Here is a 26,075-nt window from a genome sequence, read left to right as displayed (position 1 = left end):
AACGCCTCTATCCACAAAGGGACGAGTGCGTTCAGCTCGTGGTTCCACCCTAATTCGACCTGCAGCATGTCATACAGTGGCAAATTGCCAAAGCAAGCAGATGCAAGGTCCTCATTGGTATCCGTTATCGGGGATAAGACGGTGCCGCTTACTGCCGTTCGAACTCTCAACGGGTTGGGCGCCACGGCTGCAAAGGGGTAATCTCGATCCGGTACAGGAGAAGCTCGCAGCTTACACTTCTCTCTCTGGGCAGCCCGTGAAGGAAACCATGTCTTTGGTCAAAGCCTTACATATGGATTTGGTTCAATACTATAGTATCGTTTGAGCGTAATGTCAAGGGATTCTTTTGAAAAGTTACACTCGGCGCTGCTGCGCCTGATATTGCCGGGGCGGGAGACCGACGGCTTTCTTGAATGTGCGAATAAAATTGGAATAGTCGTTAAAGCCTGCCAGCTGACATGCATCCGTGACTGTGCTGCCTTCCCGCAGCAGCAGCTTCGCTTTAGCGATCCGCTTGAATAGAATATGCTCGTGGATCGTGCTGCCGGTATGCTTTTTGAAGAGTCGGCATAGGTACGAACGGTTCATAAAGACAACCTGTTCCAGTACATCGAGCGATAGATCCTGATCCAGATTTTCATCGATATAGGTTAGGAGTGATGTGAGCTTGTCCGGAATCATAACTTGCTCTTCCTGCTTGCCTTGACTTTGAAACAATCGATTGATGAAGACAAGGAGCTCAATAAATGCAGAGACATACAACACTTCCGAGCCTGCGCGAGCTTGAGAACGGCTGTGAATATCCATACGTTCGTAGAGCTCCATGATGTCGGTGATTTGCTGCGGCGTCAACCTCATTCGATTTTTCTCGCCCAGGACGCGGCTGTTGAAACAATGCAGCAGATCGAATTGAGGGGAGCTGAACGCTTGGATCAGTTTAGGGTTAAAGTGAATGACGATATTCTCGTAGCGCTGCTTTTTGGATTGAAAATTAGGCCTATGCAGCTCATTGCTGTGCATAATGAGGAGGTCCCCATATTGAAGCGGATATACTTGCTTTTCTATAAAGTAATGAACGTCTCCGGTAAGGAAAAAGTAAATTTCATATAAATCGTGATGCCGGTGAAAATCAAGATGTCCCGGATCGTGGGTAACGCCATGCCTGAAATTAATGGCTTGATGTAAGTTTTGGTAGAGTTCTTGCATATGCGGTAATCTCCTTGTTATGGAGTAAGAAAAGCTTCTATTCGGAGCCATCTCCACGATGAATGACCCTGCGTAAGATGTAGCTTTTCATGCCGTTCAGAATGGTTTCATTTCGCTTAAGCACGTTAATGAATTTATGATCTGAAGCGGTCAATATAAGCATACTTTTGCCCAATTATTGCAATGAATACGTTATTATTATACTGCAAAATAAAGGGGAGATAAACCATTTGACGAGGTGAGGGAACAAGATGAAACTATCCGTATTTACCGTGGCTACACCAGACCTGACACCGGAAGAATTGGCAAAAGCGGCCGAGGCAGCTGGGATTGACGGTATTGAGTGGCGTTATAAGGAAGTCCCCGCAGAATTTGCGAATGAAGAGCCTTCTTTTTGGAGAAATAACATTTGTTCCATTAATCCGTCGGCATCGGATGAAGAGCTTGAGCGATTCAGACTTGCCGCTATAGAGCATCGTTTAGTCAATTTAAGCGTGACGCCATATTTGACCTACGGAGATGTTGAGGGTACGGAACGGGCCATGCTGGTTGCGAAGAAAGTAGGCGCGGGTTTCATTCGTGTAGGCGTTCCTGGGTACGATGGACGTAAGAACTACAATGACCTGTTTGCTGAAGAAGTGAAATTCCTGCATAGCGTTCAGGAACTTTCGCAGCAATATGGCGTAAAAGGCTTGGTTGAAATCCATCACAAAACAATCGCGCCTAGCGCTGGTTTAGCGTATAGATTAGTGTCTGGTTTCAATCCGGAGCACGTTGGCGTATTGCACGATGCAGGAAATATGGTGCATGAGGGCTTTGAGAACTTCCGCATGGGCCTTGAGCTGCTCGGGCCTTACCTCGCTCACGTTCACGTCAAGAACACGCAGTGGATACCGACGGGAGAGCGTCAGGACGGTATTGCGCTTTGGACCAGCGAGTGGTCACCACTGGATGAAGGCATCGTGAACTGGAAGAAGCTGCTCGGCGATTTGAAAACAGTCGGCTACGACGGCTATCTGGGCATCGAAGATTTCAGCGGGCAGTATGGTTCGAAAGAGATGCTGCAGAACTTTTCGACGAAAGTGAAGCAGTGGTTGGCTTAAGGGTATTTGGAAAAAAGGGGTCGAGCAGGTGAACTGCTTGATCCTTTTTTTTGTTTTGTCAGAACCGTTTCTGTTGTTGATATTCCGCTGTAAATTTGTGTAAGATGGAACACAACAGAATTAAGAAGGATGTGGTGGGAAGCCATGGTGCGCGTGAAATCGCTTTGGTTGCTGCTGATCTGGTTTCTAGCCGCTGGGACTTGCCTGCTCGTACTCCAAGTAACGGGTGTCTGGTCTCGAGTAGATATGGATTTTCTTAGCGATTGGTTGCGGAATCTAGACGTAGTGGGCGGTCTGCTGTATATTGTGGTCTACACTTTGCGTCCGTTAGTGCTGTTTCCGGCAACACCTTTGACAATATTCGGAGGTTTTGTGTTCGGAGCCTTCTGGGGAACGCTGTACGATATCATTGGAGCGGGAGCAGGGGCGCTGCTTGCTTTTTATATGACGCGAAAATTACTGGGCTTTAGCTTTATATGGCGTCTTTGCGCTTCTGCCGCTTCTATTCCGAAGACGTCAAAAGGTACAGATTCCGGACGATAAGTAGTTTAAGAGGGTCTTATAAAAGAAGGAGCTGTCCGTGACGACAACTCCTTTGTTCAATTCTGTTTCAAAATCCCATACAAAAACAAATCGGTTAAACCATCTGAAATAGATTCAAACCCACCGGGAATATTGAAATTTTCGTCTAGCCGGGTTACTGACCGTTCTAATAGATTTAAATAAAATAATAAGGCTTCATCTTTCACGGACTCGCGGATATGGCCGGATTGTCTGCCTTGTTGAATTAATATCATAAACAGGGGGATGGTTCTATGGAAATAAATGCTGAGCCATTCGCGGAATCTTTCGTCTTGAGCAGCCAGTTTATATATATTACTCTGACGTGCCGTTAGTTTTTTGACAGAGATGATGAGTTTTAATTTTTCAGTGAACGGTAAATCGGTTTCTATGATTTCTTCAAATCGTTGAAGCTGCCGCTCTATTAACTGCAGGATAACCGTTTCTATCAGTTTCTCTTTACTCCCGTAATAATTATAGATGGTTACTTGCGACACGGCCGCTTTCTGGGCAATGTCAGCTATTTTGATGTCATTCAAGTCCAAGTGTAAAAGAGAGAGAGTGGCCTCTTCGATATTTTTCATTTTCTCTCTTGTGCGTTTTGTATACCCGTCCAAGGTGTACACCTCCACTTCTAGTATAACCACTTTTGAAATTTTTATCAAAAATATTTCAAAACATATTTACAAGCGAGCAGGAACTTTGTAAGATTGATTTGAAATAATAACACATCCAAATTTCAAAACTTTTTCACACATTATTCACAAAGATAAATATTTCCAGAATGAAAAAAGCGTGTTATGATAGGTGACGTTGATTATTTCGCATACGAAAGATTCGCGTCCGAAATATTCGGGGGTTCATACAGGGTAGCAAATGCTAAGGGGGAAGTGGTTTGGAGGATGTAAAAAATCTTGTCGCTGATCTGATGAAGCTGCAAAAATTACGCTTAACTCTCACGTATAAGGCGCTCCAACGGGAAGAGTTGACTGGACCGCAGCTGTTTATTTTACGGGAATTGTTCATGAAAGAGCCCAGAAAGCTTGTCGATCTGGCTCAAGCCGTGCAGCTCAGCAACAGCACCGTTTCCGGCATTGTTGATCGGTTGGAGCGAGACGGACTGGTTGAGCGCAAGCGGGATGAGCAGGATCGAAGAGTGGTTTGGATTGGTACGACGAATTTTTGTCAGCAGATGAAGAAGACGAAGGTCGAGGACCTGAATCGAGAGTTTTACGCAGGGCTCGAGGACACATTTACGCCTGAACAAATTGCTATATGCAAGGATGTCATAGGCACACTCATTGCACATATGGAGAAAAAGCTGGAGGGAATGGAATGAAACGAAAACTGGTTTTAGTCATTATTCTTGCCGTTATGGTCGTCAGCGGAGCCGGTATTGGCGGGTATTACTGGTACGAGGGAGCGTATTTCGTCTCGACGGATAACGCACGTATTGCCGGAGATATTTACAGGGTTATGCCACGGATTTCAGGTAAAATCAACTCGCTGGGCGTCAAGGTAGGCGATACGGTTGTGGCCGATCAAATCGTCGGGCAGCAAGATATTACGAATTTATCGAACAGCTTGCTGGATCAAGCTTCCTTGCGTTCTCCGATCGGCGGAACGGTTATCCAAACGGCAGCCAAAGTCGGCGAGGTGGTTTCGCCGGGTCAATCGGTTGCGATGATTGTGGATAAAAACGCGCTGTATGTATCGGCAGACGTGGAAGAAACGAAAATCAAGAAGATTCGGGTGGGTCAGCCCGTAACTTTTGCATTGGATACTTATGGCGGAACCGAGTTTAAAGGGAAAGTGTTCGAGATCGGTCAAGCGACGGCGTCTACCTTCTCTTTGCTTCCGACAACGAGTACGAGCGGGAACTTCACGAAGGTTACGCAGCGCATGAATGTCAAAATATCGATCGACGATCATCAGGGATTTGATCTGGCGCCGGGCATGAATGCTCAGATCAAGATCCACATCAAAGGGGAGTAAGGTGACACCCATGAGAAAACATCTTAACGTAGTATTGTCTTTAAGTGTTCTGGCCGGTTCGATGATGATGGTGAGCGGTTGCGGAAGTACGCCGACAAGCGCTGCCGGAACTCAGGTACCGTCTGTGAAAGTGATAACGCTGGGCAGCACAAATGCTGTAGGCGCGAGCGGTAAATTGGCGGCAGATCAAACCGTACAGGTCGTTTCCAAGATCAGCGGCAAAATTGCCTCCGTGAACGTGGAAGAAGGCGCGAAAGTGAAGAAGGGCGACATCCTTGTGCAAATCGATCCGGAGGATCTGACGCAGCAGCTCGATCAAGCGCAAGCGGGTCTGACGGCATCGCAAGCGAAGCTGGCGGATACGGAAGCGGGCGCACGTTCGCAGGATCTGCAAGCGGCTGCGGCAGCTGTGGAACAAGCAAAGGCGGGCGTGAATCAAGCGGCTGCGGGCGTGACGCAAGCGAAAGCGGCGCTGGATCTCGTAACTAAGAGTTACAACCACGCGAAGAACAGTTTCGACCAAGGCGACGTAACGCAGGATGAGCTGGATAAAGTATCACTGGACTATGATAAGGCCAAGTCGGCTTATGAATCGGCGGTATCCCAGCAGCAGGCGACAAATGCGCAATTATCTGCGGCACAGGCTAAGCTAAGCTTAGCTAAAGAAGGAGCAACGGCCAATACGCTGGAGCAACTAAAGGCGGATGTGTCAGCGAAGCAAGCATCCTTCAATTTAGCCCAGAACGCGGTTAAAAATGCCGGTGTTGTCTCGCCAATCGACGGCGTGATCGTGAAAAAGAGCGTAAACGCAGGGGAAATGGCCCAAGCCGGAGCTCCGCTGCTGACGGTTGTCAGTATGGATCAAGTGAAGGTGGAAGTGAGCGTTCCGGAAGATATGGTGGGTTCGATTAAGCAAGGCGCGAAAGCATCCGTCATCGTACCTAGCATCCCGGGTAAAACGTTCGAAGGTACGATTACATTCGTAAGTCCGGTCTCGGATACGAATAACAATACATTCCCTGTGAAGCTGACGGTAAGCAACACAGACGGCTCTTTACATGCAGGGGCAGTCGCAAGCGTTGCATTCGGAGGAAGCGGCGGCGAGAGTCGAGTGGAGATTCCGAAAGCAGCCGTCGTGCAAAAAGACGGGAAATCGATCGTTTACAAGTTAAGCGGGGATACGGTTCACCCGGTTGAATTGCAAACGGAAGAGAAAAACCAGGATTGGGTGTATCTTAAAGGGCAATCTCCTTTAAATACAAATGATAAAATTGTGCTAAATCCGGGTGACAAGCTGACCGACGGAGCCAAGGTTCATGCCGAATAAAGGGGGCGACACAGATGTCAACAACGGAAGCAGCTTCCCCCGCAGCTGAAATCAAGCCGGAAGAAGAGAAAATCACCGGATACCAGTGGCTGGCGCTGGTGGTGCTCATTCTCGGCACGTTTCTCGCGATTTTGGACAACAGCTTGATGAATGTCGCCATTCCGAAGCTCATGGCAGTCTTTGGTTCAACCTCGACTGAGATCGAGTGGGTCGTGACGGGCTATATGCTTGCTTCGGCGGTCGTTGTGCCGATGGGCGGGTTTTTGTCGGATCGGTTTGGCTATAAAACGACGTTTCTATCTACAGTAGTCGCCTTTGTTATAGGTTCTATCTTGTGCGGAGTTGCCTGGAGCGACACGAGCTTGATCGTTTTCCGCATTATTCAAGGGTTAGGCGGAGGCTTCATCATGCCGGTCGGCATGGCGATGTTATATCAAATCATGCCCCGCAGCAAAATTCAGGTTGCAATGGGCATCTGGGGCATCGCTGCCATGGCGGCGCCTGCCATGGGACCTACGCTCAGCGGTTACTTGGTCGATAATTTCAGCTGGCGGTACTTATTTTACATTAACGTTCCGATCGGGATCATTGCGGTTGCACTCGGGTTTATTATCTTGAAAGAGACGCCGAAGCGCGCAGGGCTGAAGTTTGATTTTACCGGCAGTATCTTGTCTATGATTGTATTCGCAACGCTGCTGCTTGCTTTAACAGATGGTCAATCCGATGGGTGGACGTCTTTGTATATTGTCAGTTTGTTTTTCATCTCTTTCTTTAGCTTTGTAATTCTAATATGGGTGGAGCTTAGCAAGGAAAACCCGATTCTGGACTTCCGGCTGTTCAAGAACCGAGTCTTTACGCTAAGCTTGGCGGCTTCCAGCTTCGTCATGATCTCCATGCAGGGTGGTATTTATATGATGCCGATCTTCATGCAAAATGTAACGGGATTGACGCCGATGCAAACAGGGCTTGTCATGATGCCGCAGTCGATTGCGATGGCGTTCATGATGCCGGTGACCGGGAAGCTGGTATCCAAATACGGCGTTGTACCGCTTAGCGCGCTGGGACTGGCGATTCTTGGCTTTACGACCCTGGAGCTGCATGTGCTCTCACAGGAAACTTCAACACATTGGATGAGCGGTTTGCTCATCATTCGCGGGATCGGGATCGGATTATGTATGATGCCGCTGTCTTCAGCCGGGATGAACACACTCCCGAATCATATGATCGGCAGAGCCTCGTCCGTGTCTAACGTCATTCGTAACGTCATGGCCTCTCTGGGTATCGCGCTGCTGACAAGTATTATGAATAACAGATCGACGCAGTACGGGGCCAGGTTCAACGAAGTTATTTCTACGAATTCACCGGCGTATTCGGATTTCCAAACCAATGTCGTGCATCGTTACATGGAGCTGGGTACGGATTCGGGCTCTGCGGCGAGCGGCGTCATCGGTGTGTTATACGGTTTGGTGCAAAAGGAAGCCCTGACGAGAGCCATCGCCGATACGCTGATGTACTCTGCGGTTCCGGCTTTTATCTCGATCGTATTGGTCATCTTCATGAGACAGAGAAAGAAACAGAAGGAAGCCATGCAGGAAAGTGCGGGATCCGGAACGGAAGCTCAGCAACATGTGATGATCGAAATGTAAGACCATTCAAAATTCTAGGAGTGAACACAACCATGAAGATTCAACTCAAACAAGCGGCGATGAGCCTTGTATTGACTTCTTCGCTTTTGATGGCAGGCGTTCCCGCACTGGCAGACGGGGCAGCCGTATCGCCCGCAGCAGCGGTTTATGATTTGAACGACAGCCTTCACGTTACCATTGAAGGGGTTTATAACGAAAAAACATCCGGTGGCGTGCGCCTGGGCGCCGTCATTCGGGTGAATAATACGAGCGGTCAGACGCTGCGGATTCCGGACCACGAACTAAGAGTAAAAACGGCCGACGGCGTTACATACACGCTTCGTCCTAGCAGCAGCAATGCTCATGGCGTACAGCCGGATTCCGAAGTCGAGTTAACTTACCTGAAAGTCGTGAATCGTCAAACGGAAGTGAGCCTTACTGATTTATCGCTGATTGATGTGGACTATGATGTGTATCCGAAAGTGGAAACCACGCTGTTTACAGCGTCTATCGGATCAACGGTGTGGAACGGCGGCCGATCAGAGCTTAAAGAAGCTGCGTTGTTGAAAAAATGGGGCGAATCGTTCACCATTCCTACCTTGGAATCGCCGCTTCAGTATAAAACCGTCGATTTCACCAGAAGCAACACAAACGAGGGTGCGGACTATGTAGTGAAACTGCTCGTGACTAATCCATCGGATCAGACCGAGACGGTTCCTGCGCTACAATTGGATGGGAAGGCGAAAGCGAACATCTACGCCGGCAAACAGGTAGAAGCAGGTACGGTTTCGCTGGAACCTGGCGAAAGCAAATACATTCATTTTGCTATCCGTGCGGAGATGGATACTATCCTGGAGAGCATTAACGTCTTGACAGCCGAGAGCTTCACGCAAGCCGATAGCGCAGGTGCGGTGAAAACCACCAACTTTGCCATAGGCAAGCTGAACGTTCAATTGCCTGGCTCCAAAGAGGCTGTAAGCAGCTACCAATATGGTACTCCGATTGTTTTCGAAAAATGGAATGACGTTATTAATCAGGATCTGGATGTGTCCTTGAATGAGCTGCATATCGCCGATAATGAGGATCAGGGCAGCAAACTGGCGTTCGCCAAGTTTAAGCTGACAAATAAAGGATTAAGTCCGATTCCTGTTCCAGCGTTCCAAACGGAGTTGTCGAGTAAGGCGGGGTATGATTACGCCGGATCCAGACAAAGCGATGCGCAGAAAACCATTGCTCCAGGAACGTCAACGGTAGTAAGCTACGCTTTCGTTTTGCCTGTTTCCGAGACAAGCGAGACGTTCACCATGAAGCTGCAAAATGTAGTGAATGGCGCTGCTGGCGGCGATTCAACTCCAGCGTATAAATCGACGATCGCGTCCTATCAAGTGGCGGCTCAAAGTGAAGAGGACAGACATAAGATTTCTTTATTTCCATACACTGTAAATATTAAAGATTATTTCTTAGCGCAGATTACTTCGCCGGGTCAATCTCTGGCCATCAATTACACCTACAAACTGCAATTGTACATGGAGCTTGCACGCGATCCTCAGGTACTGGTAGACAACAATTTCTCCAAGCTGAAATTTGAGCTGGTAGACGCTGCCGGCAGCATCCTGGGTTCCAAAACGTTTCCTTTCACAGGCACAGACCGCCTAGTTAACGGAAAGCAAACCTTAACCTTCAACAATCTGACTACCGATCAAATTCAAAGCAACGTGACCGTCAAAGTATACGAAGCGCTGAATACACCTGCAGGTGAAGTCGATCGTCTGATCGCGGAGCTGAAGTAACGAAGAAGGGGACAATGCCGATAGCGGCTTGTCCTTTTTCTTTTGCTACCGGGCAAGGTATAATTTATGGAATGATCCCCACAGATGGGCAGAAAGAAGGGATGAATGTGCTGAAGCTCAGTATTCTCGACCAGTCGCCGGTATCCTCCGGCTTCACGCATAGCGAGGCGCTGCAGCAAACGATCCAGCTGGCTCAGGCGGCAGACCGTCTCGGCTACACCAGATTCTGGGTGTCGGAGCACCACAACTCGGCCGGCCTGGCCGGGTCGTCGCCCGAGGTGCTCCTTTCCACGCTCGCAGCCCGCACGAGCCGCATCCGGCTAGGCTCCGGCGGCGTGCTGCTGCCTCACTACAGCGCCTACAAGGTCGCTGAGAATTTTCGCATGCTCGAGGCGCTTTACCCTGGGCGCATCGACCTCGGCATCGGGCGTGCGCCTGGCGGCACACCGCATACGGCCAAGGCGCTGCGAGGCGTCAGCGCCGATCTGTTCGAGGGACTTGAGCGGTTCCCGGCTCAAGTCGCGGATCTGCTGCGGTTCCTAACCGATTCGGTGGAACCGGGCCATGTGTTCGAGGGCATCCGCGCCACCCCGTTGGTGGACGGAGTGCCCCAGGTTTGGCTGCTCGGCTCCACCGGGCAGAGCGGGGTGTATGCTTCGCAGGCGGGCGCGGCGTTCTGCTTCGCGCACTTCATCAACGGCGCGGGCGGGCAGCAGGCGGTGCGCAGCTACCGCAAGTCGTTCCGTCCGTCCGCGCTGAACGTCGTGCCGCAGGCGACGGTCTGCATTTATGTGCTCTGCGCGGAGACGGACGAAGAGGCGGAGCGCCAAGCGGCATCGTTTGATCTCAGGATTTTGCAGTTTGAAAAAGGGGAGTTTGCCGCCGTCCTATCACCCGAAGAAGCGCTGGCCTATCCGTATTCCGAGTGGGACCGGACTCGCTTACGCGACAATCGGGCGCGAATGATTATCGGCAGTCCGAAGCGGGTGAAGGAGCAATTGCTGGCGTTGGCGGAAAGCTACGAAGTGGATGAAGTGATGGTCGTGGCGGGCGGCTATCAGATGGAAACAAGAATCCGTACATGTGAATTGCTGGCCGAAGCTTTCGGTCTCGGATGACAGCCCCATGGTGTCTAACCCCAATGGTCTGGGCTTGCTGCATTTTATACAGTAAGTTTCGAGGAAAAGGGCTATATATGAAGTGCCACATGCATTTCGTACATTAAAATGAGCTGGAATCAGGTAATTTAGCAGAAATCGGATAAATAACATGCACATTTTGCAGGACGATCTGGGTAAAAAGGGCATTTACTTCAAAACACATGTACATTCTTCAGGAAGTACTAGTAAATTAGGCCGGGCGGACAACAGTTCTGCATGTCCTCTAATATCAAGAGGCCGTGTGGAATTAACCCGCACGACCTCTTGATTGGCTTAACGGCCACGTTTTGGCCGTTTATGAATCTCTTCGGTAACGATGAAAGCGAGCTCCTCGTTACCGAACAACGACAGCACGCCGAGCAGCGTATCGTCCGGCACCTCGCCTGCCTCTTCTTTGGGCACGGTTAGGTCCAGAGCCTGCTGAAGCGCGATATTGTCGGTTTGATCCGGATAAGCACGACGGTACAGTTCGGACGGATCGAGATCGTTATTGATGCACCACTGGGCAAAAACGAGAATCATCATCTGCTCGTCCCGCTGGTAGTTGCGAATAATTTGCTCTTCCATTTCTTTTCTGCTCATAATAGGGTGTATCTCCTTATAGGGCGCGTCGTAAAACCCATCTCCTTCAGGTGTGGGATATAAGGCGCCATCTTTGAAAAAAACAAACAATTGTTCCCATTTGTGGTATGCTAACAATGGGAGGTGGAAGGATGCGCTTGACGTTTAAATACCGACTGTATCCAACTAAAGAACAAAAGAAGAAGATCAAGTTTACCCTTGAACGATGTCGTTTACTGTACAATCGGCTACTAGAGGAACGTATTTTGACATTTAAGCGGGAAGGAAAATCTCTTTCCTACTACGAGCAAGCAAACACGTTCAACGAACGGAAGCAACACATTCCTTCACTTCGCCAAGTTCATTCTCAAGTGCTGCAGGATGTGGGTAAGCGACTCGACAAAGCCTTTCAATCGTTCTTTCGGAGGATCAAGCAAGGTGAGAAACCGGGCTTCCCACGCTATAAGCCACAGCAGCAATATGACAGTTTCACCTATCCGCAAGGTGGGTATAGTATCAAGGGCAACCAACTTCATCTCTCCAAAATCGGCAAAGTTACAATCAAAATGCATCGTGCCATAGAAGGAACCGTGAAAACGTGTACGATCATCGTCAAGAATTCCTGCTACTATGCTTGCTTTTCCTGCGAAGTGGAGGCCAAGTTACTCCCTCCTACGGATGCACAAGTCGGCGTTGATCTTGGCCTTAAATACTTAGCCGTTCCGTCCGTTGGGAAGCCTTTTGAATCGCCAAAATATTTACGCAAGAGCGAAAGCCGATTAAAACAACTTCAACGTGCTGTTTCGCGCAAGAAGAAAGGTTCTGGGCGTCGTAAGAAGGCCGTAGCGCAGTTAGCAAAGCAACACGCGCGAGTTGCTAATCAACGGAAGGATTACACCCACAAGGTAAGCCGCGCACTTGTAAACCGATACGGTTTCATTGCATTTGAACAATTACATGTACAAGGAATGATCAAGAACCGCCGCCTATCCAAAAGCATTGCGGATGCGGGCTGGAGCCAACTTGTCACCTTCACCATATACAAGGCTGAAAGCGCCGGTAGAGCTGTTGTCCAAGTTGATCCACGCCATACATCTCAAGAATGCTCGAATTGCGGCAACATCGTGAAGAAAACATTAGCCGAACGTACTCACCGTTGTTCCTGTGGCTACACCGATGATCGAGATGTCAATGCGGCGAGGAACATTCTGAAACGTGCACTTTGCGTATCGTAACCAATAAAAATTATTAGGCTTGGGCAGAGCCTTCAAGGAGGGGAAAGGTTACGATCCCCGATGATTTGAGAAGCCCACACGCTTCAGTCGTGGGAGTTGTCACAGGTACTGGGTTTATTATAGCGAAAGTATAGGTGCAATCACAATGATTAAGAATGAGAAAATTAAGGCTTCCGAGGTGCATGTAACCGGATTGCACGGGGAAGACCTCGGTATTATGCCTACAGCTGAAGCGCTTGCGATGGCAAAGCGGCTTAAAGTGGATCTGGTCTGCACGTCACTGATGAGCAGTCCGCCGCCCTGCAAGCTGATTGGCGCAGGTCTTGCTAAACAGGAAGCGCTGCAGGAGAAACAACAAGCGCGCAAACGCGAGCAAGGGCCGAAGGTGAAAGAAATCCGGCTGACGCCGCAGATCGAGGATCACGATCTGGAAACGAAACGTCTGCAGGCAGAGCGCATCCTGCAATCCGGCGACGCCGTGCTGCTGGTCGTGAAGATCAGCGGCAAGGAAGGCGCGCAAGCGAAGGCGCTGCTGGAGCAGCTGCTCCGAGATTTGAGTCCGCACGGTCAGAAGCGGACAGGCATTCAGCTTAGCGGCAAGCAAGCTGCCGTTCAGTTGGATCCGCTGTGAAAGCAAGGCCGGGATATAAAAAGGATGGATTCCTCACCGACGAGGCAGTCCATCCTTTTTTCATCTATACCGGCATTCACGCCTTTTTAACGAATTCAGATTTTAATTTCATAGCTCCAAAACCATCAATATGGCAATCAATATCATGATCTCCATCAACCAAACGTATATGCTTTACTTTTGTACCTATTTTTACGACCAATGAACTTCCTTTTACTTTAAGGTCTTTAATCACGGTGACGGAATCGCCATCGTTTAACACATTTCCATTGGCATCTTTGAAAATCTTTTTATCTTCATGATTTTCAGTTTCTAATTCTAAAGTCCACTCATGCGCACATTCGGGGCAAATATAAAGATTTCCATCTTCGTAAGTGTATTTTGAATTGCATTTGGGGCAGTTTGGCAAATCCAACATCGTTTCTTTCCTCCTAGGGTGTTCTTTATATTGCTTTATACTGCCATAGTCATCTTATATTAACAACCCTTCCTCAAGCTTTTTCGAGAAGTCCTCTTTTTCCAACGTATCGCAAATCATTATATAGCAGTGTGTAATATAGTTATCAGATATATATTGACTCGATATATGTTATATGTTAAATTATGTATGATCCAAACCAAGCATAATCGAACCAGGAGGCATACAACATGACAAGTCAGGATGTTATTTTAGGCATATTAATGAAACAAAGTCGTTCCGGGTATGACATCAAGCATTTGCTGGAGTCGGTTTTTTCTTATTTCTATAATGCCAGCTATGGCACGATCTATCCGACACTTAGCAAGTTGGAGAAGGATGGCTTAATTACAAAGGAGAGCGTTCTGCAAGAGGGTAGGCCGAATAAAAATATTTATTCCATTACCGATGAGGGGCGCAAACATTTTAGGACGTATATGTATAGCCCTATGCAAGCGAATGAGTTTAAGTCTGATGCGATGATCCGTTTGTTTTTTGGAGAGTTCGTGGAGCCAGAGGTGATTATCGGCTATCTTGAACTCGGCATCGAGAAAACGAAGGAGACGCTCGCCAGGCTTAGGAAGAATTATGAAGAATGGAAAGCAACCATGTCCCCGACGCAGGAAATCTGCATCCTGATCGGCATTGAGAACAGTGAAAGCCTCTTGGGAACACTGGGAAACGGTTTAGATAAATTTAAAAAGCTAAATCAAGGAAAAGAGGTAGGGAAATCATGAATAACAAACGGGCAGGATTCATCATTCTAGCCATGGCGCTGGGGCTGTTGATGTCTGCACTGGACAATACGATTACGTCGGCTGCAATCAGTCACATTATTAGTGACATTAATGGCTTCGACAAGATCAGTTGGGTGTTCACGGCTTATATGCTGGCCTCCACCTCTACGATGCTTGTGTTCGGGAAGATGTCGGATATGTTCGGCAGAAAACTGTTTTATTTGATCGGTATTTCAATATTTCTGATCGGTTCGGCGCTGTGCGGTACTGCACAGGATATGACGCAGCTAATTATCTATCGAGCGATTCAAGGAATTGGCTCAGGTGCGATATTTCCGATCAGCTTCACGATTATTTTTACGATATTCTCCGATCCGAAACAAGCGGCCAAACTTTCCGGCGTTTTCGCTGCCATCTTCGGTCTATCGTCTGTTGCAGGCCCGCAGATCGGGACTTTTCTTGCGGAGAATTGGGGTTGGCGCTGGTGCTTCTATGTCAACTTGCCTTTAGGCTTGCTTTCTTTCATTGTTCTGTTGTTAGCCCTGAAAGAATCCCGTTCGGATCGGCGTCCGAAGATCGATTACCTGGGTACGTTCTTCCTTATCATTAGCACGGTTTCGTTGATGCTCGCTTTGGAATGGGGAGGTAAGGATTATGCGTGGGGATCGTGGCAAATTATCGGCATGCTGGCTATTGCCGTTGTCGTTGGAGCTTTGTTTATTGCGGTAGAACGCAGGGCTCAAGAACCGGTGCTTCCGCTGCCGTTGTTCAAAAACCGGATGGTGCTCGGCATGGTCTTGGCCTGCCTCTGCCAAGGAGCCATCATGTTCTCGGCGATTGCTTACTTGCCTGTTTTCTCAACGGCAGTTCTCGGGCAGCCGAATTCCAACGGACTTCTGACTCCGATGATGTTCTCCTTAATGGTGGGAGCTGTGTCCTCCGGCTTCTTCCTGCGTTTCTTCAGCTTCCGTACGGTAATCGCATTTAGTATGATAGCTGGTGTTGTTGTCGGTTATTTATTGAGCGTTGTCAGTCATGACGCGACAAAATGGTATATGATACTGCTTATGGTTATTCTCGGAGCCTTCGCCATCGGACCGCTCATGAGCGTTGCACAAAATGCGGTTGCGATTAGTGTAGATCGTAAATACATCGGGGTTAGCTCCTCCATTGTCGGCTTCTGGCGCAGTATTGGCGGGGTGCTCGGGGCTTCAATAATGGCAACTGTTGTGAACAACAACTACAAGAGCCTGATCCAATCCGGTGCTGAAGATCATCATATGCCGCTTGATCAGTTGGCGACCCTGGGGAATCCGGATCAATTAATCCGCGCCGGCGCGCAGCTGCCTAAAGATACATTGGATTTTATGCGAGACACTCTTGGAACGGCCATTAATCATGGCTTCATCCTTTGCATCGTGTTCGGAGTGATTGGCTTATCAGCCGCTTTCATAGCGGGTCCGCTCCGCTTCGTGGCGCCTGTTCAAGGCGCAGACGCACAGCCAAAGGAAGAAAGTACGGTCCCGCATACGGTCTAATCTTCCCCTCCCGGAGACGGAGCGAATAAGTCACCTCAACTCATACTCAAAAAAGCCCCTTGCGCCATTGCTCATAACAGCAATGCTGCGGGGGCTTTACTTCATTTTATGGATGATAATTTTCTGTAACAGTAATGGCTTGCGAACCCATGGCCTCCCATACCGTCTTAAAGCCCCAGAGGTTGTACGTTTCTTGCTCGCCTGTCATCGGATCGTTCAGGTAGGCGTGATCATCGTCCCACCCTGTCAGGAGCAGGGCGTGTTCCGGATCGTACCAATCGATCAGAGTGCCATCGGCATCCTGCCATTCATCCTCCAAAAAGGGGGAATCCATATGTTCGGTAGCCCATACCATGACAGGTCGCCCCGACTTCACGGTTTCAAGCAAATCGTCCAGCGACGAGCCTGTGATGTCCTTGATTTGCCCAGGCAGGTAATGATTCAGTGTATCGGCGACTGGTTTATGGTAGATCCCAAAACCTACCCCGAACGGATCGCCAACGAATACCTGTTCAGGATTCGCCCCTACCCAAGCGCCGTCATCGTTGACCTGGGGAAGCTCACCTTTGGGCAGCGCTTTGGCCACTTCCTCTTTAGTAACGGTAACTCCGGCCCAATTCAGCAGCATGGTAGCGGCTACGGCCTCGCAGCCGTTCGGCAATTCGGGAAGTTGAGAGAGAGCCGCCACGTCAGGAATTTGATAGTGATGGGGATCTTCATCGGAATAAGTCATATTTGGCTGAGTCAGAAATAAAACAGCAAAGATAATCAAAATTGAGGTGAATTTCCCTTTCACGCGTTTCGCCCCCATCTATGATTTTTACTATTATAGTAGTTGACGCTATCAAACTTGGCATGATATAAATTATGTAGGTAAAAAGTCCTATATAAACATCGTTGTTACATATATTACTTCCATAAAGAGATAAAGGCAAACTTGACGAAAGTCAAGGACGCAAAACTAGAGGGGCTACACGATTCACTCGTATGCCAGCCAGTTTCCGCTTTAGGTCGATTAAGAAACCTTAAGCAAGGTTTCTTTTTTTCTTCTTATGGATGGCCTACCAACACTCGAGGTGCAGCAACATGATAACTTTTGCAACGTCAATCGTGCTCTATATCATTCCTATTGTTTTGTTGTTGCATATGGCGGTAGAGGTATATCAAAGAAATCCCTACGGCGGTTTGAATAAAATCGCTTCTACTTTTTTCGTGCTGACTGTGGTTCTGATTGTAAGCAATTTCGTGGTACGTATCGTTCCTCCGGTGTACGAGAGCCGGGTCATCCTTTGGCTTTACTATTTTCCGGCTTTTATACTAATGTCAGTGGCGCTTCATTTTTGTATAAGAATGACGGGGAGGTTCCAGTCCCTGCCCAAATGGCTGCTGCTTGTGATTTGTTACGGACCCGTGGCTTTAGGAAGCATGCTTTTCTTTCCTTTATCCTGGATATCGGTTGAGATCATCGAGAGCGTTACTTGGAAGTATGAGAGGAATAGCAAGGCACTCGAACTGATAATGCTTGGAAGCAGCTTATATACAACGGTGACCGGCCTATTGCTGGTTGCTGCCGGTTTTCACTATGTGAAAACATACGATTTGAATTTGAAAAGAAAGCAAATCCGCACGATTTTTCTAGGGTCACTGGCGGCTAACATCTGGCAGCTGCTTTTTTTCTTTTATCAACGACTTCCCTTTTTACCGGCATATGTTCACTATCCGGACTTGGGCTTATTCTCTTTTCTTTGGTTTGCCTGGTTTCTAAAGAAGGCGATGACCAAGTATGACTTTTTGCCATCCATTGACCGCAACTATCAGCAGCTTTACGATTTATCGCCCTTGTCCATTCTTGTGATTAATCAGGACGGCATGATCAAAGATTTGAATCCGCAAGCGGCGCAGCTCTTGGAACGATCGCCGAGCGAATTGCTGGGGCTGCATATCGAACAAATTCTGGCGGCCGAAGCAGGGAACTCGGCAACGGGTCTATTTTGTAACGAAATAACGCAATGGGTTCTTCAAGGGAAATATGCCCTTGTAACTAGCAGCGGGAAGGTTAAGCATGTAAAGGTAGAAATCCAGCATATGGAATCCCAAGGCGATCTGTTGTACTATATCGTGCTGACCGATACCACTCAAAAAAAAGCGGCGGAAGAAAGAGTAAGCATCCTTGCCTATTTCGATACCGTAACAGGCATCGGGAACCGCTTGCAGTATATAAATCAAATGAATACCTTACTCACACAGGGGGATCCGCCCCCTTTTGCCATTATGCTGGTAAAGGTGGAGGATTGCAATCCCACGAATGACATAACGGAACCTGATGCGGGAAATAGGAAGCTGCAGCATATAGCTGATCGGCTAAGGAAGTATGCACCGGAAAGCGCACTTATAACGAGGTCGGGCTGTGATGAATTTGCTTTGATATTGCCAGATATCGTTGAAACATATTCACTTGCCACGTTGGCCGGTTATCTAATCACTAACTTGGAAGAACCCATGATCTCAGCCAGTGTGGGCATTTGCACGTATCCGGAACATGGATTGCAGGCAGAGGAACTTCAGCAGGCTGCCGAATTGGCTATGTATCAGGCGAAAAAGCAAGGGATGAATCAGATCGTTGTCTATGAGAAATCCAATCAAAATGTGAAACAAGATGCATCTATTAAAAATTTCGAAATTCGAAAAGCGCTGGATGATCGCGAGTTCATTCTGTATTATCAGCCTCAAATTGAGATCCATTCCGGACGTATTCTCGGCGTCGAGGCGTTGATCCGCTGGATTCGTCCAGGGATCGGGTTGTTGTCTCCTAACGAGTTTATCGGGACTGCTGAGAAAACGGGACTGCTGGCCGACATCGACCAATGGGTATTGGATACCGCGTGCAAGCAGCTTCAAACCTGGATGGAGGACGGGATGCAGCCACTAGTTATGTCGGTCAATTGTTCTGCACAGCTATTATTTGATCCGGGTTTCCCGGAACGGTTAGCGGAGACGCTGCGACGCACGGGACTTGATCCTGCTTGTCTCTGCTTGGAAATAACCGAGATCACAGTGATGTACGGAAACAATGACATTATGAGCATATACCGATCCATCTTGGAACTTGGCGTCAAGCTCTCGATTGACGATTATGGAAGCGGAAGTATGGCCATGGGTGTCATAGAGCAGATAGGCGTAGATTCTATTAAAATCGATCGTTCCTTTACCAATGAGATGCATCTCAATGACCACGAACAGAAGCGAGTCCGCACCATCATCGCGAGATCTCATCTTTTAGGCCAACGCGTCATCGCTAAGGGTGTGGAAAATTACGAACAGTGGGAAATGCTATCCCTATTCGGCTGCGATGAGATACAGGGGTATTTTCTAAGCAGGCCGCTTGAAGCCCGGGAGTTTGTCAGATTTATGCATCAAAAGCTGTTCACAGCATGACCTCATGGCGCATAAGCTCATAGAATAGGGTAAAATGGATTGTACAGACCCGTTATATGGATTTGAGGGAGAGCTATGAACAAACACGAGGCTGAGAAAAAAGCGTTGGAACAAACGGCGATTGACATATTTCTCGAATTGTATAATTTAAACAATGAACAACCACTTAGACTTGTCAGACAGCAGGAAAAGCCGGACGCTTTACTTGAAGATGCGCAGCAGAACGGCATAGGTTTGGAAGTAACGCATTTATTCTATGATGCGGAAGAAGCGAGGCTGATGTCACGTTCCGAGCTTCCTAAGCCTGGGATGGAAGGGCTCGATCAATTCATTAAGGTCATTAATGATCGGGTACGAAGCAAGGAAGAGAAATTCAAAGATTATTCGCATGAATATCCCTGCATGCTGCTTATTCGCAATATCTCTCTGCTATTCGGCATGTCCGATGTGCTGGGCAAAAAGCATAAGCTGGTGCTGCCGCGCGGTCATTTCACAAAGGTCTGGCTGCTATCCAGAGACTTTACGCCCGATTGGCTGCTGGTCAATTTATACGAGATTGAGGGGTAATGAATCGTGTTCGAGCATATAAGGCGAGTAACGAAAGCTTTGGATCATGCCCAAATCTCCTATGCCATAGGTGGAAGCGGATTATTATTCAGCCTGGAGCTGGTTGATCGCATGAACGACTGGGATATGACGACAGAGGCTCCGCTGGATGCGCTTATGGAGGCTCTAATCCGAGAGGAAGTGCGGCTGCAGCATAGCGGCGACTTCCCCTTTGTCAGCGATTATCGCGTTCGCGTCCTGACGGAAGGGAAGCCGATAGAAATTATTGGGGGTTTCAAAATTCATACGGAAACCGGCATTGTTCGTATTCCAAGCGTTTCTGAGTCAAAATGGAACGGGCTGGCCATAGGCAGTCCGGCTGCATGGGCAGTCGCCTATGACCTGATGAACCGTCCAGTCAAGGCAGATCTGTTATGGCATTATATGGAGCAGCACGGCGATGCAACTGTTATCCATCAACTCTTAAAAGAACCCTTACCAGACCGGATCAGGCGTAAGCTCTTGGATTCCTGATTTCCCGTATAATGGCAGCCGTTATGGCATACATATAAGTTTGTCCAAAGCTTAAGGGAGGGGAATCCAGTGAAACGCTTATACATTTGGCTGCTTATCGGTTTTGGTTTGTACGCCATAGCGATTAGTTTATATTTGCTGCAAGGAGATTTATACAGCATCCCCAATGCGCTCAGTGGAACTGTGGCCGACCCGCATACGTTCATGACAATTCAAGAAATCGAACAATCCGAGTCCTTATCTCGCATTCGTTCGCTGGCTTTTTTCATCACCTCGCCGCTGCAGATGGGACTCCTGCTGGTCCTGTTAGGGATTGCCGTAAAATTTCGCAAGGCGGCTGAGGCGTGGTTTCGGCGGCCTTTTTTGCAGATGATCGTTTTCGTGCTGATTTTTACTTTATTATTGGACGTGCTTTTCCTGCCGATCGATTATTTCCTGCTCCGGGTTGATCGAGCTTACGGCATATCGAATGAAACGATGGCGATGTTCTGGGACGATCATGCCAAAGATTTTCTCCTAAACAGTGTGGGGACGATTGTGATGGTCTGGATCTTCAGGTGGATTCTTGGGCGTAGTCCCGAACGCTGGTGGCTGTGGTTTTGGATGGCTTCGATTCCGCTTATTCTTTTTGTGACCTTTATTCAACCTGTTGTGCTGGATCCGCTTTATAACGATTTTCAACCGCTCAAGAATCAAGAGTTGAAAGTGCAGATTCTTAACCTGGCAGCAAAGTCGCATATCCCTGCAGATCAAGTTTACGAAGTCAACATGTCGGAACGTACGAATGCCATTAATGCTTATGTGAACGGAATCGGAGGAAATGCGCGGATTGTGCTCTGGGATACATTTCTGAACAAGCTGCAGCCGGAGGAAATATTGACCGTAATGGCTCATGAAATGGGGCATTATGTCGAGAAGCATATTTATTTTGGAATCGCATATGGCATTGCGCTTAGCCTTCTGGGTTTCTGGCTTGCTTTTCATGCTTATCGCTTTTTCCTTGCGCGCTGGGGTTCGCTCTGGGGAATTACCGGGGAAAGGGATTTAGCCGCACTGCCGGTCTTACTGCTTATTGTAACTCTGATGAATTTTGCTTCTGCTCCAGCCCAAAATGCATTTTCACGCGTCATCGAGCACCGGGCAGATGTCTATTCCATGAAAATGACGAGAGACGGCACTTCAGCCATTCATGCATTTCAAAAGATTGCCAAAGAGAATCTGAGTCCGGTCACGCAGCCGAAGCTCGTGCAATGGTTTCGCGGATCGCATCCGACGATTCTGGAACGTATTGAGTACTTTAAGCAATTTGCAAGGTGACCCCAGGTGGTAACAGGAGGTAGCAACCCGGGGAAAACGTAAAAAGCATGAATCTTATCCGATTAGCCGGACAGGATTCATGCTTTTTTTCATTGTTAATCGTTTCTTCGCGTCATTTGCTGCCAGACGGATCCCTCAGCTGCATGGCCGCCTTCGATGCGCTCGAGCGCAATCTTCACCTGCATGCGCACCTCGAACTCGGGGTCGTCTACAGCCGCACGCAGCGCATCGATGACTGATTCGTCGCCGACCTCGTACAGAAAGCGGGCGGCCCGCCAGCGTACGAGCTTGTTGCGGTCTTTCAGCGCCTTCGCCATGGCCGGTATGGCGGCAGGATCGCCGATGTCGGACAGCGTATCGCCCGCTGTCCGGCGAACCGCAGGTGTATCGTCCTCGAGGGCGCGATACAAGTAAGGCAGTACCTCGGGCTCCTTGATGTCCCCGAGGTATACGGTCGCCAGTCGACGGATCGACGTGTTCTCGTCCTGCAGGGCATGGACGAGAAGCGGCAGCGTCGCCAGCGACGGCTGGATCTTCTGAAGCGCGGCGTAGCGCAGCTTCCAATCGCTGTGCCGCAGCTGCTCTGCCGCTGCGGCTGTGTCAAGTAGCCCCGCGTCTTCGTCAGCGGGGGATGCGTTTGGGGTCTCCTGCATCGCAAGGGAGACCAGGCTTTCGACGCGGGCGTCATCGTAGGAAGCGTCCAGCTCCTGGACGACTTCGCCCGCGATGTCTTTGAGCTCGCCGTAGCGTACGCCGAGCTCTTCGAGCTTCCGCTCCTTGATCAGGTTCGGCGATGCCGTACCTGCGCGGACCGCGGCTTCAGTGAAGCGCTCCGGCATCGCCGCGCGCACTTCTTCGGCGCCGGCGCGCACCCGCACCTGGAGCGGGATGCCGCGGAACGTCTGCAGCAGCACCTGCGCTTCGCCGAACGCCGCATCCGTGGCGGCTTGCTCAGGCTGCAGGTCGCTGCCGGCAGACGGCTGCGCTTCGCCGAACAGCTCACGGGCTTTGGCGAGTATAAACTGCCAATCGCCCTTCGGGTTACGATCCACCGCAACGAAATCTGCGGTATGAAAAATGCTGATAACCCCTTGTACGGCGAGCAGCTCTCGAATTTCTGCCGGTGCGCTTGCGCTGTTACCTTTCGTATAGGTCATTCGCACCCCGGTAGGGAGGGATTCATCCATATTCAGCTTCATCGAATTAGGGCTGGGTGTTGGTTCTATCGATACGATTTTCATCGGTAAGCATGCTCCTTTCTTTTATGGGCAGAGAAGGGTTATACGTGAAAAGACCCGGACGCCGCTGACGTCCAGGCCTGATAAAAGGCAGTTGCTGCCGCTTAATCCAGATCTAATAAATTGCGATTCAAGTATTGGTCCAACGTTTTGGTCAGATCGAATACGGTATGAGCGAGGTCTACATTTTCAAAGACATGGTCGCATTGATCACGGAAGGCCATTTCTTCTTCGTAGTGAGAAAGATATTTGGAGATCATCTCTTCGGAGTCGCCGCTTTCCCGCATTCTTTGGGCCAAGGTATCTTTGTCCGCGTAGATAAAGATTTGAACCACATGCTCGCCATAAAGCTTTTTGAGCGTTTGCGCGCCAAAACGGTTCAAAATTAAGTAAATGCTTCCGCTTTGCTGAAACATGTGCTCGATATCTGTGCTCTTAATGCCATACAAATGATCATTAACCGTGCTGACTTCGATAAATTCGTTGCCCGCTTGCGCTGCCACAAACTGAGCAGGGGAGATAAAGTTATAGTCTTGACCGTCTACTTCGGTTGCTTTTGGAGGCCTTGTCGTGTACGAGATGACTTGTTTCATGCCGAGGGTTGAACCTGACATTTCCGCTACCGTTTTGCGGCCGGCTCCGTGCGGGCCCGTAAATACAAAAATCATTTCTCTTTCCTTTAATGCGTACATGGAACATACCTCCTTATTTGGTGAAATAGTGGGGGGTAAATCCTACGTGCGAGCTCCGGTATGAAACGATTTTTGCTTAAGTAGGATCACTTCCAGATGGTGCTTAAGCTTTCTATGAGAAATAAGAAAGACATCTGGTCGAATAGATCAATAGCAATCGTTATATCCCAACCTCCGAAGATGAGGGTACTTATATTTTACAACTTTCACGGGAAGCGGTAAAGCTTTGTCATGAAAACGCTTTTTTATCTAGCGTTTTCCACCGCGGCCGCCGCGATCGTTACGTCCGCGAGCTTGCCCCCGCTCAGCGCCGGCATACTTGCCGTATGGCGAGCCGGTATTTTCGCTCCGATTCGCGCCTCTCGTACCACGGGCTGCCGTGTTTCCACGACCGAAAGCCTGGCCGCTACGTTCCGCGCTTCCTGCTTTTTCGCTGCTCCGCGCTCCGCCACGTTCAACGGCTTCCCCGCGCCCCCAAGATTTCGTAACGCGAGCCTTTGCGGCACTCATGTTATCGTTACGCGCAGAGTCGCTTCTTGCACCGACACTCTCGCCCCGCACGCCGCCTCTAGTTCCACGCTCCGCGCCAAAGGCTCTCTCGCCGCCGCGAGTCGCGCCGCCTCTAGCTCCGCGCTCCGCACCGCCGGCTCTCTCGCCGCCGCGAGTCGCGCCGCCTCTAGCTCCGCGCTCCGCACCACCGGCTCTCTCGCCGCCGCGAGTCGCGCCGCCTCTAGCTCCGCGCTCCGCACCACCGGCTCTCTCGCCGCCGCGAGTTGCGCCGCCTCTAGCTCCACGCTCCGCACCACCGGCTCTTTCGCCGCCGCGAGTTGCGTCGCCTCTAGCTCCGCGCTCCGCGCCAAAGGCTCTCTCGCCGCCGCGAGTTGCGCCGCCTCTGGCTCCGCGCTCCGCACCACCGGCTCTCTCGCCGCCGCGAGTTGCGCCGCCTCTGGCTCCGCGCTCCGCACCACCGGCTCTCTCGCCGCCGCGAGTTGCGCCGCCTCTGGCTCCACGCTCCGCACCGCCGGCTCTTTCGCCGCCGCGAGCGGCTCCTCTGCCACCACGGCCTCGCTGCTCTTGCGAACCGCGCCCGCCTTTGCGTGCAGAGCCTCTGCCTTCGCTTAAGTAATCTTCTTCCGTCATTGCTCTCACCCGGCGCGGCTGTTCCTTACGTCGAAGCGACATTTTGATGCCTTTTTCTATAAGCTCAATATGGAACATATCTCTCGGCGTAGCAAAGGTCACGGCTACACCTGTTTGCCCCGCGCGGCCGGTTCTGCCGATTCGGTGAATATAGCTCTCCGCGTCCTGAGGCACGTCATAATTGAAGACATGCGTGACACCCTCGACGTCAAGACCGCGTGCCGCAATGTCCGTAGCAACCAGAAGTTCGATTCTTCCTTCTCTGAACCGTTTCATAACTTGCTCACGTTTGGCTTGGGACAGATCGCCATGCAGTTCATCCGACATCAAGCCCATGTCCTGCAAAGCTTCATTTAATACGGAAGCTCTTCGCTTCGTCCGGCAAAAGATCATAGCCAAATAAGGCTTGTATTGTTTAATCGACTCAATTAATGCATCCTGTTTGCCGCGATCCGTTGTCTGAACCAGCACTTGTTCAATCTCGGTTAAAGTTACCTGTTTGCTGGCGATCTGAATTTCTTTTGCTTCCTTCATATAAGCTTTGGACAGGTTGCGTACCTGTTGCGGCATTGTGGCCGAGAAGAGCAAGGTTTGGCGATGAGAGGAGGTCTGCGCAATAATATCCTGGACTTCATTCAAAAAGCCCATATGCAGCATTTGGTCCGCTTCATCTAATACAAGCATTTTCAGCTTATAGAAGTTAATCGAGCCCCGGCGCAGGTGATCCAGCAACCTTCCCGGTGTTCCTACTACTATATGTATGTTACCTTGCAGCTTTCTAAGCTGCCTTTCTACATCTTGCCCGCCATATGCCGCCAAGACGCTTGCTCCTGTTACAGGTGCGAGCTTTTGCAGCTCGCTGCTGATTTGAATGGCAAGCTCACGGGTAGGCGTGAGGATCAATCCTTGAACATCGGGCTTCTCCACATTAATCATTTCCAGCATCGGCAGAACGAATGCGAGGGTTTTACCTGTTCCTGTTTGCGCTTGCGCAATTACATCCGATCCGGTTAATAAAACCGGGATCGCTTCTTTCTGAACGGGAGTCGGTTCTGTGACTCCACTTGCTTGCAGTACTTGTACAAGACGATCTCTAATGCCTAATGAGGCAAATCCATTTGACATGGTAATTGGCCAGCTCCCTTTTTCCTACTTAATTAGAGTTGTTTAAAAAGTCGACTTTTTAAAATTCCTATTTATTGCAGACGATCCCCTCATTCTACAGGAATGCCCGGCAAATGAAAACA

At 49.5% G+C, this 26,075-nt stretch carries 24 protein-coding genes and 1 riboswitch; of the genes, 16 read left to right on the top strand and 8 right to left on the bottom strand.

What is annotated here, in order from left to right; genetic code table 11:
* Positions 1–354: 354 nt before the first annotated feature.
* A complete protein-coding gene (locus tag ACFQZT_RS16210) occupies positions 355–1,206 on the bottom strand; it encodes a helix-turn-helix domain-containing protein (protein WP_379301634.1) in 852 nt (283 codons plus the stop codon).
* 251 nt (positions 1,207–1,457) lie between these two features.
* On the opposite strand from ACFQZT_RS16210, the gene ACFQZT_RS16205 reads away from it, so the two are divergent.
* Both ACFQZT_RS16205 and ACFQZT_RS16200 read left to right on the top strand, forming a co-directional pair.
* Positions 1,458–2,309 (top strand): sugar phosphate isomerase/epimerase family protein, encoded by an 852-nt coding sequence (locus tag ACFQZT_RS16205; RefSeq protein WP_379301632.1) that lies wholly within the window; start codon positions 1,458–1,460, stop codon positions 2,307–2,309.
* A gap of 144 nt (positions 2,310–2,453) precedes the next feature.
* On the top strand, positions 2,454–2,852 hold the full coding sequence (locus tag ACFQZT_RS16200) for a TVP38/TMEM64 family protein (protein WP_379301630.1): 399 nt from the start codon (positions 2,454–2,456) through the stop codon (positions 2,850–2,852).
* 56 nt (positions 2,853–2,908) lie between these two features.
* On the opposite strand, the gene ACFQZT_RS16195 is transcribed toward ACFQZT_RS16200, so the two are convergent.
* Positions 2,909–3,487, bottom strand: coding sequence for a TetR/AcrR family transcriptional regulator (locus tag ACFQZT_RS16195; RefSeq protein ID WP_379301628.1), 579 nt, complete (start codon positions 3,485–3,487; stop codon positions 2,909–2,911).
* A gap of 278 nt (positions 3,488–3,765) precedes the next feature.
* On the opposite strand from ACFQZT_RS16195, the gene ACFQZT_RS16190 reads away from it, so the two are divergent.
* From ACFQZT_RS16190 to ACFQZT_RS16165, 6 genes are all read left to right on the top strand, one after another.
* A complete protein-coding gene (locus ACFQZT_RS16190; RefSeq protein WP_379301626.1) occupies positions 3,766–4,209 on the top strand; it encodes a MarR family winged helix-turn-helix transcriptional regulator in 444 nt (147 codons plus the stop codon).
* Positions 4,206–4,865, top strand: coding sequence for an HlyD family secretion protein (locus tag ACFQZT_RS16185; RefSeq protein ID WP_379301624.1), 660 nt, complete (start codon positions 4,206–4,208; stop codon positions 4,863–4,865). The genes ACFQZT_RS16190 and ACFQZT_RS16185 overlap by 4 nt, the downstream gene beginning before the upstream one ends.
* A gap of 10 nt (positions 4,866–4,875) precedes the next feature.
* Positions 4,876–6,192, top strand: coding sequence for an efflux RND transporter periplasmic adaptor subunit (locus ACFQZT_RS16180; RefSeq protein WP_379301622.1), 1,317 nt, complete (start codon positions 4,876–4,878; stop codon positions 6,190–6,192).
* Between the two features lie 14 nt (positions 6,193–6,206).
* Entirely contained in the window at positions 6,207–7,838 is a 1,632-nt protein-coding gene (locus tag ACFQZT_RS16175; protein ID WP_379301620.1) for a DHA2 family efflux MFS transporter permease subunit, read from the top strand.
* 32 nt (positions 7,839–7,870) lie between these two features.
* A complete protein-coding gene (locus ACFQZT_RS16170) occupies positions 7,871–9,607 on the top strand; it encodes a DUF4352 domain-containing protein (RefSeq protein ID WP_379301618.1) in 1,737 nt (578 codons plus the stop codon).
* 107 nt (positions 9,608–9,714) lie between these two features.
* On the top strand, positions 9,715–10,725 hold the full coding sequence (locus ACFQZT_RS16165; protein WP_379301755.1) for an LLM class flavin-dependent oxidoreductase: 1,011 nt from the start codon (positions 9,715–9,717) through the stop codon (positions 10,723–10,725).
* Between the two features lie 315 nt (positions 10,726–11,040).
* Here the strand turns inward: ACFQZT_RS16165 and ACFQZT_RS16160 are convergent, their stop codons facing one another.
* Entirely contained in the window at positions 11,041–11,349 is a 309-nt protein-coding gene (locus ACFQZT_RS16160) for a hypothetical protein (protein ID WP_379301616.1), read from the bottom strand.
* A gap of 131 nt (positions 11,350–11,480) precedes the next feature.
* Here ACFQZT_RS16160 and ACFQZT_RS16155 point away from each other — a divergent pair, with 131 nt between their 5' ends.
* Positions 11,481–12,563 (top strand): RNA-guided endonuclease InsQ/TnpB family protein, encoded by a 1,083-nt coding sequence (locus ACFQZT_RS16155; RefSeq protein WP_379301614.1) that lies wholly within the window; start codon positions 11,481–11,483, stop codon positions 12,561–12,563.
* 145 nt (positions 12,564–12,708) lie between these two features.
* Entirely contained in the window at positions 12,709–13,194 is a 486-nt protein-coding gene (gene infC / locus ACFQZT_RS16150) for a translation initiation factor IF-3 (RefSeq protein WP_379301612.1), read from the top strand.
* Positions 13,195–13,270: 76 nt separating this feature from the next.
* Here the strand turns inward: infC and ACFQZT_RS16145 are convergent, their stop codons facing one another.
* Positions 13,271–13,612, bottom strand: a complete 342-nt coding sequence (locus ACFQZT_RS16145) for a zinc ribbon domain-containing protein YjdM (RefSeq protein WP_379301610.1) — start codon at positions 13,610–13,612, stop codon at positions 13,271–13,273.
* 230 nt (positions 13,613–13,842) lie between these two features.
* Between ACFQZT_RS16145 and ACFQZT_RS16140 the strand changes: the two genes are divergently transcribed.
* Entirely contained in the window at positions 13,843–14,388 is a 546-nt protein-coding gene (locus tag ACFQZT_RS16140; protein ID WP_379301608.1) for a helix-turn-helix transcriptional regulator, read from the top strand.
* Entirely contained in the window at positions 14,385–15,926 is a 1,542-nt protein-coding gene (locus tag ACFQZT_RS16135) for an MFS transporter (RefSeq protein ID WP_379301606.1), read from the top strand. Before ACFQZT_RS16140 ends, ACFQZT_RS16135 begins: the two co-directional genes overlap by 4 nt.
* 106 nt (positions 15,927–16,032) lie before the next feature.
* On the opposite strand, the gene ACFQZT_RS16130 is transcribed toward ACFQZT_RS16135, so the two are convergent.
* Positions 16,033–16,722, bottom strand: coding sequence for a C39 family peptidase (locus tag ACFQZT_RS16130; RefSeq protein WP_379301604.1), 690 nt, complete (start codon positions 16,720–16,722; stop codon positions 16,033–16,035).
* Positions 16,723–16,846: 124 nt separating this feature from the next.
* Positions 16,847–16,932, top strand: a riboswitch (cyclic di-GMP riboswitch).
* 80 nt (positions 16,933–17,012) lie between these two features.
* Here ACFQZT_RS16130 and ACFQZT_RS16125 point away from each other — a divergent pair.
* The 4 genes from ACFQZT_RS16125 (at position 17,013) to ACFQZT_RS16110 (ending at position 21,758) form a co-directional block, all read left to right on the top strand.
* The gene (locus tag ACFQZT_RS16125; RefSeq protein ID WP_379301602.1) at positions 17,013–19,361 is read left to right on the top strand and encodes an EAL domain-containing protein; all 2,349 of its coding nucleotides are present in this window, start codon (positions 17,013–17,015) and stop codon (positions 19,359–19,361) included.
* Between the two features lie 75 nt (positions 19,362–19,436).
* Positions 19,437–19,928 (top strand): hypothetical protein, encoded by a 492-nt coding sequence (locus ACFQZT_RS16120; RefSeq protein ID WP_379301600.1) that lies wholly within the window; start codon positions 19,437–19,439, stop codon positions 19,926–19,928.
* A 6-nt stretch (positions 19,929–19,934) separates the two neighbouring features.
* The gene (locus tag ACFQZT_RS16115; RefSeq protein ID WP_379301598.1) at positions 19,935–20,441 is read left to right on the top strand and encodes a hypothetical protein; all 507 of its coding nucleotides are present in this window, start codon (positions 19,935–19,937) and stop codon (positions 20,439–20,441) included.
* 69 nt (positions 20,442–20,510) lie between these two features.
* Positions 20,511–21,758, top strand: a complete 1,248-nt coding sequence (locus tag ACFQZT_RS16110; protein WP_379301596.1) for a M48 family metallopeptidase — start codon at positions 20,511–20,513, stop codon at positions 21,756–21,758.
* Between the two features lie 95 nt (positions 21,759–21,853).
* On the opposite strand, the gene ACFQZT_RS16105 is transcribed toward ACFQZT_RS16110, so the two are convergent.
* The 3 genes from ACFQZT_RS16105 to ACFQZT_RS16095 form a co-directional block, all read right to left on the bottom strand.
* Positions 21,854–22,999: a virulence factor gene (locus ACFQZT_RS16105; RefSeq protein ID WP_379301594.1), complete on the bottom strand. Its 1,146-nt coding sequence runs from the start codon at positions 22,997–22,999 to the stop codon at positions 21,854–21,856.
* 101 nt (positions 23,000–23,100) lie between these two features.
* On the bottom strand, positions 23,101–23,688 hold the full coding sequence (locus ACFQZT_RS16100) for a guanylate kinase (RefSeq protein WP_379301592.1): 588 nt from the start codon (positions 23,686–23,688) through the stop codon (positions 23,101–23,103).
* Positions 23,689–23,937: 249 nt separating this feature from the next.
* Entirely contained in the window at positions 23,938–25,953 is a 2,016-nt protein-coding gene (locus ACFQZT_RS16095) for a DEAD/DEAH box helicase (protein ID WP_379301590.1), read from the bottom strand.
* Positions 25,954–26,075 lie beyond the last annotated feature (122 nt).

It is taken from the genome of Paenibacillus sp. GCM10027628, assembly GCF_042676385.1.
Classification (GTDB): Bacteria; Bacillota; Bacilli; order Paenibacillales; family NBRC-103111; genus Paenibacillus_E.
The sequence above is the reverse complement of the archived record's forward strand: the minus strand, read 5'-3'. Positions and strand labels throughout refer to the sequence as shown.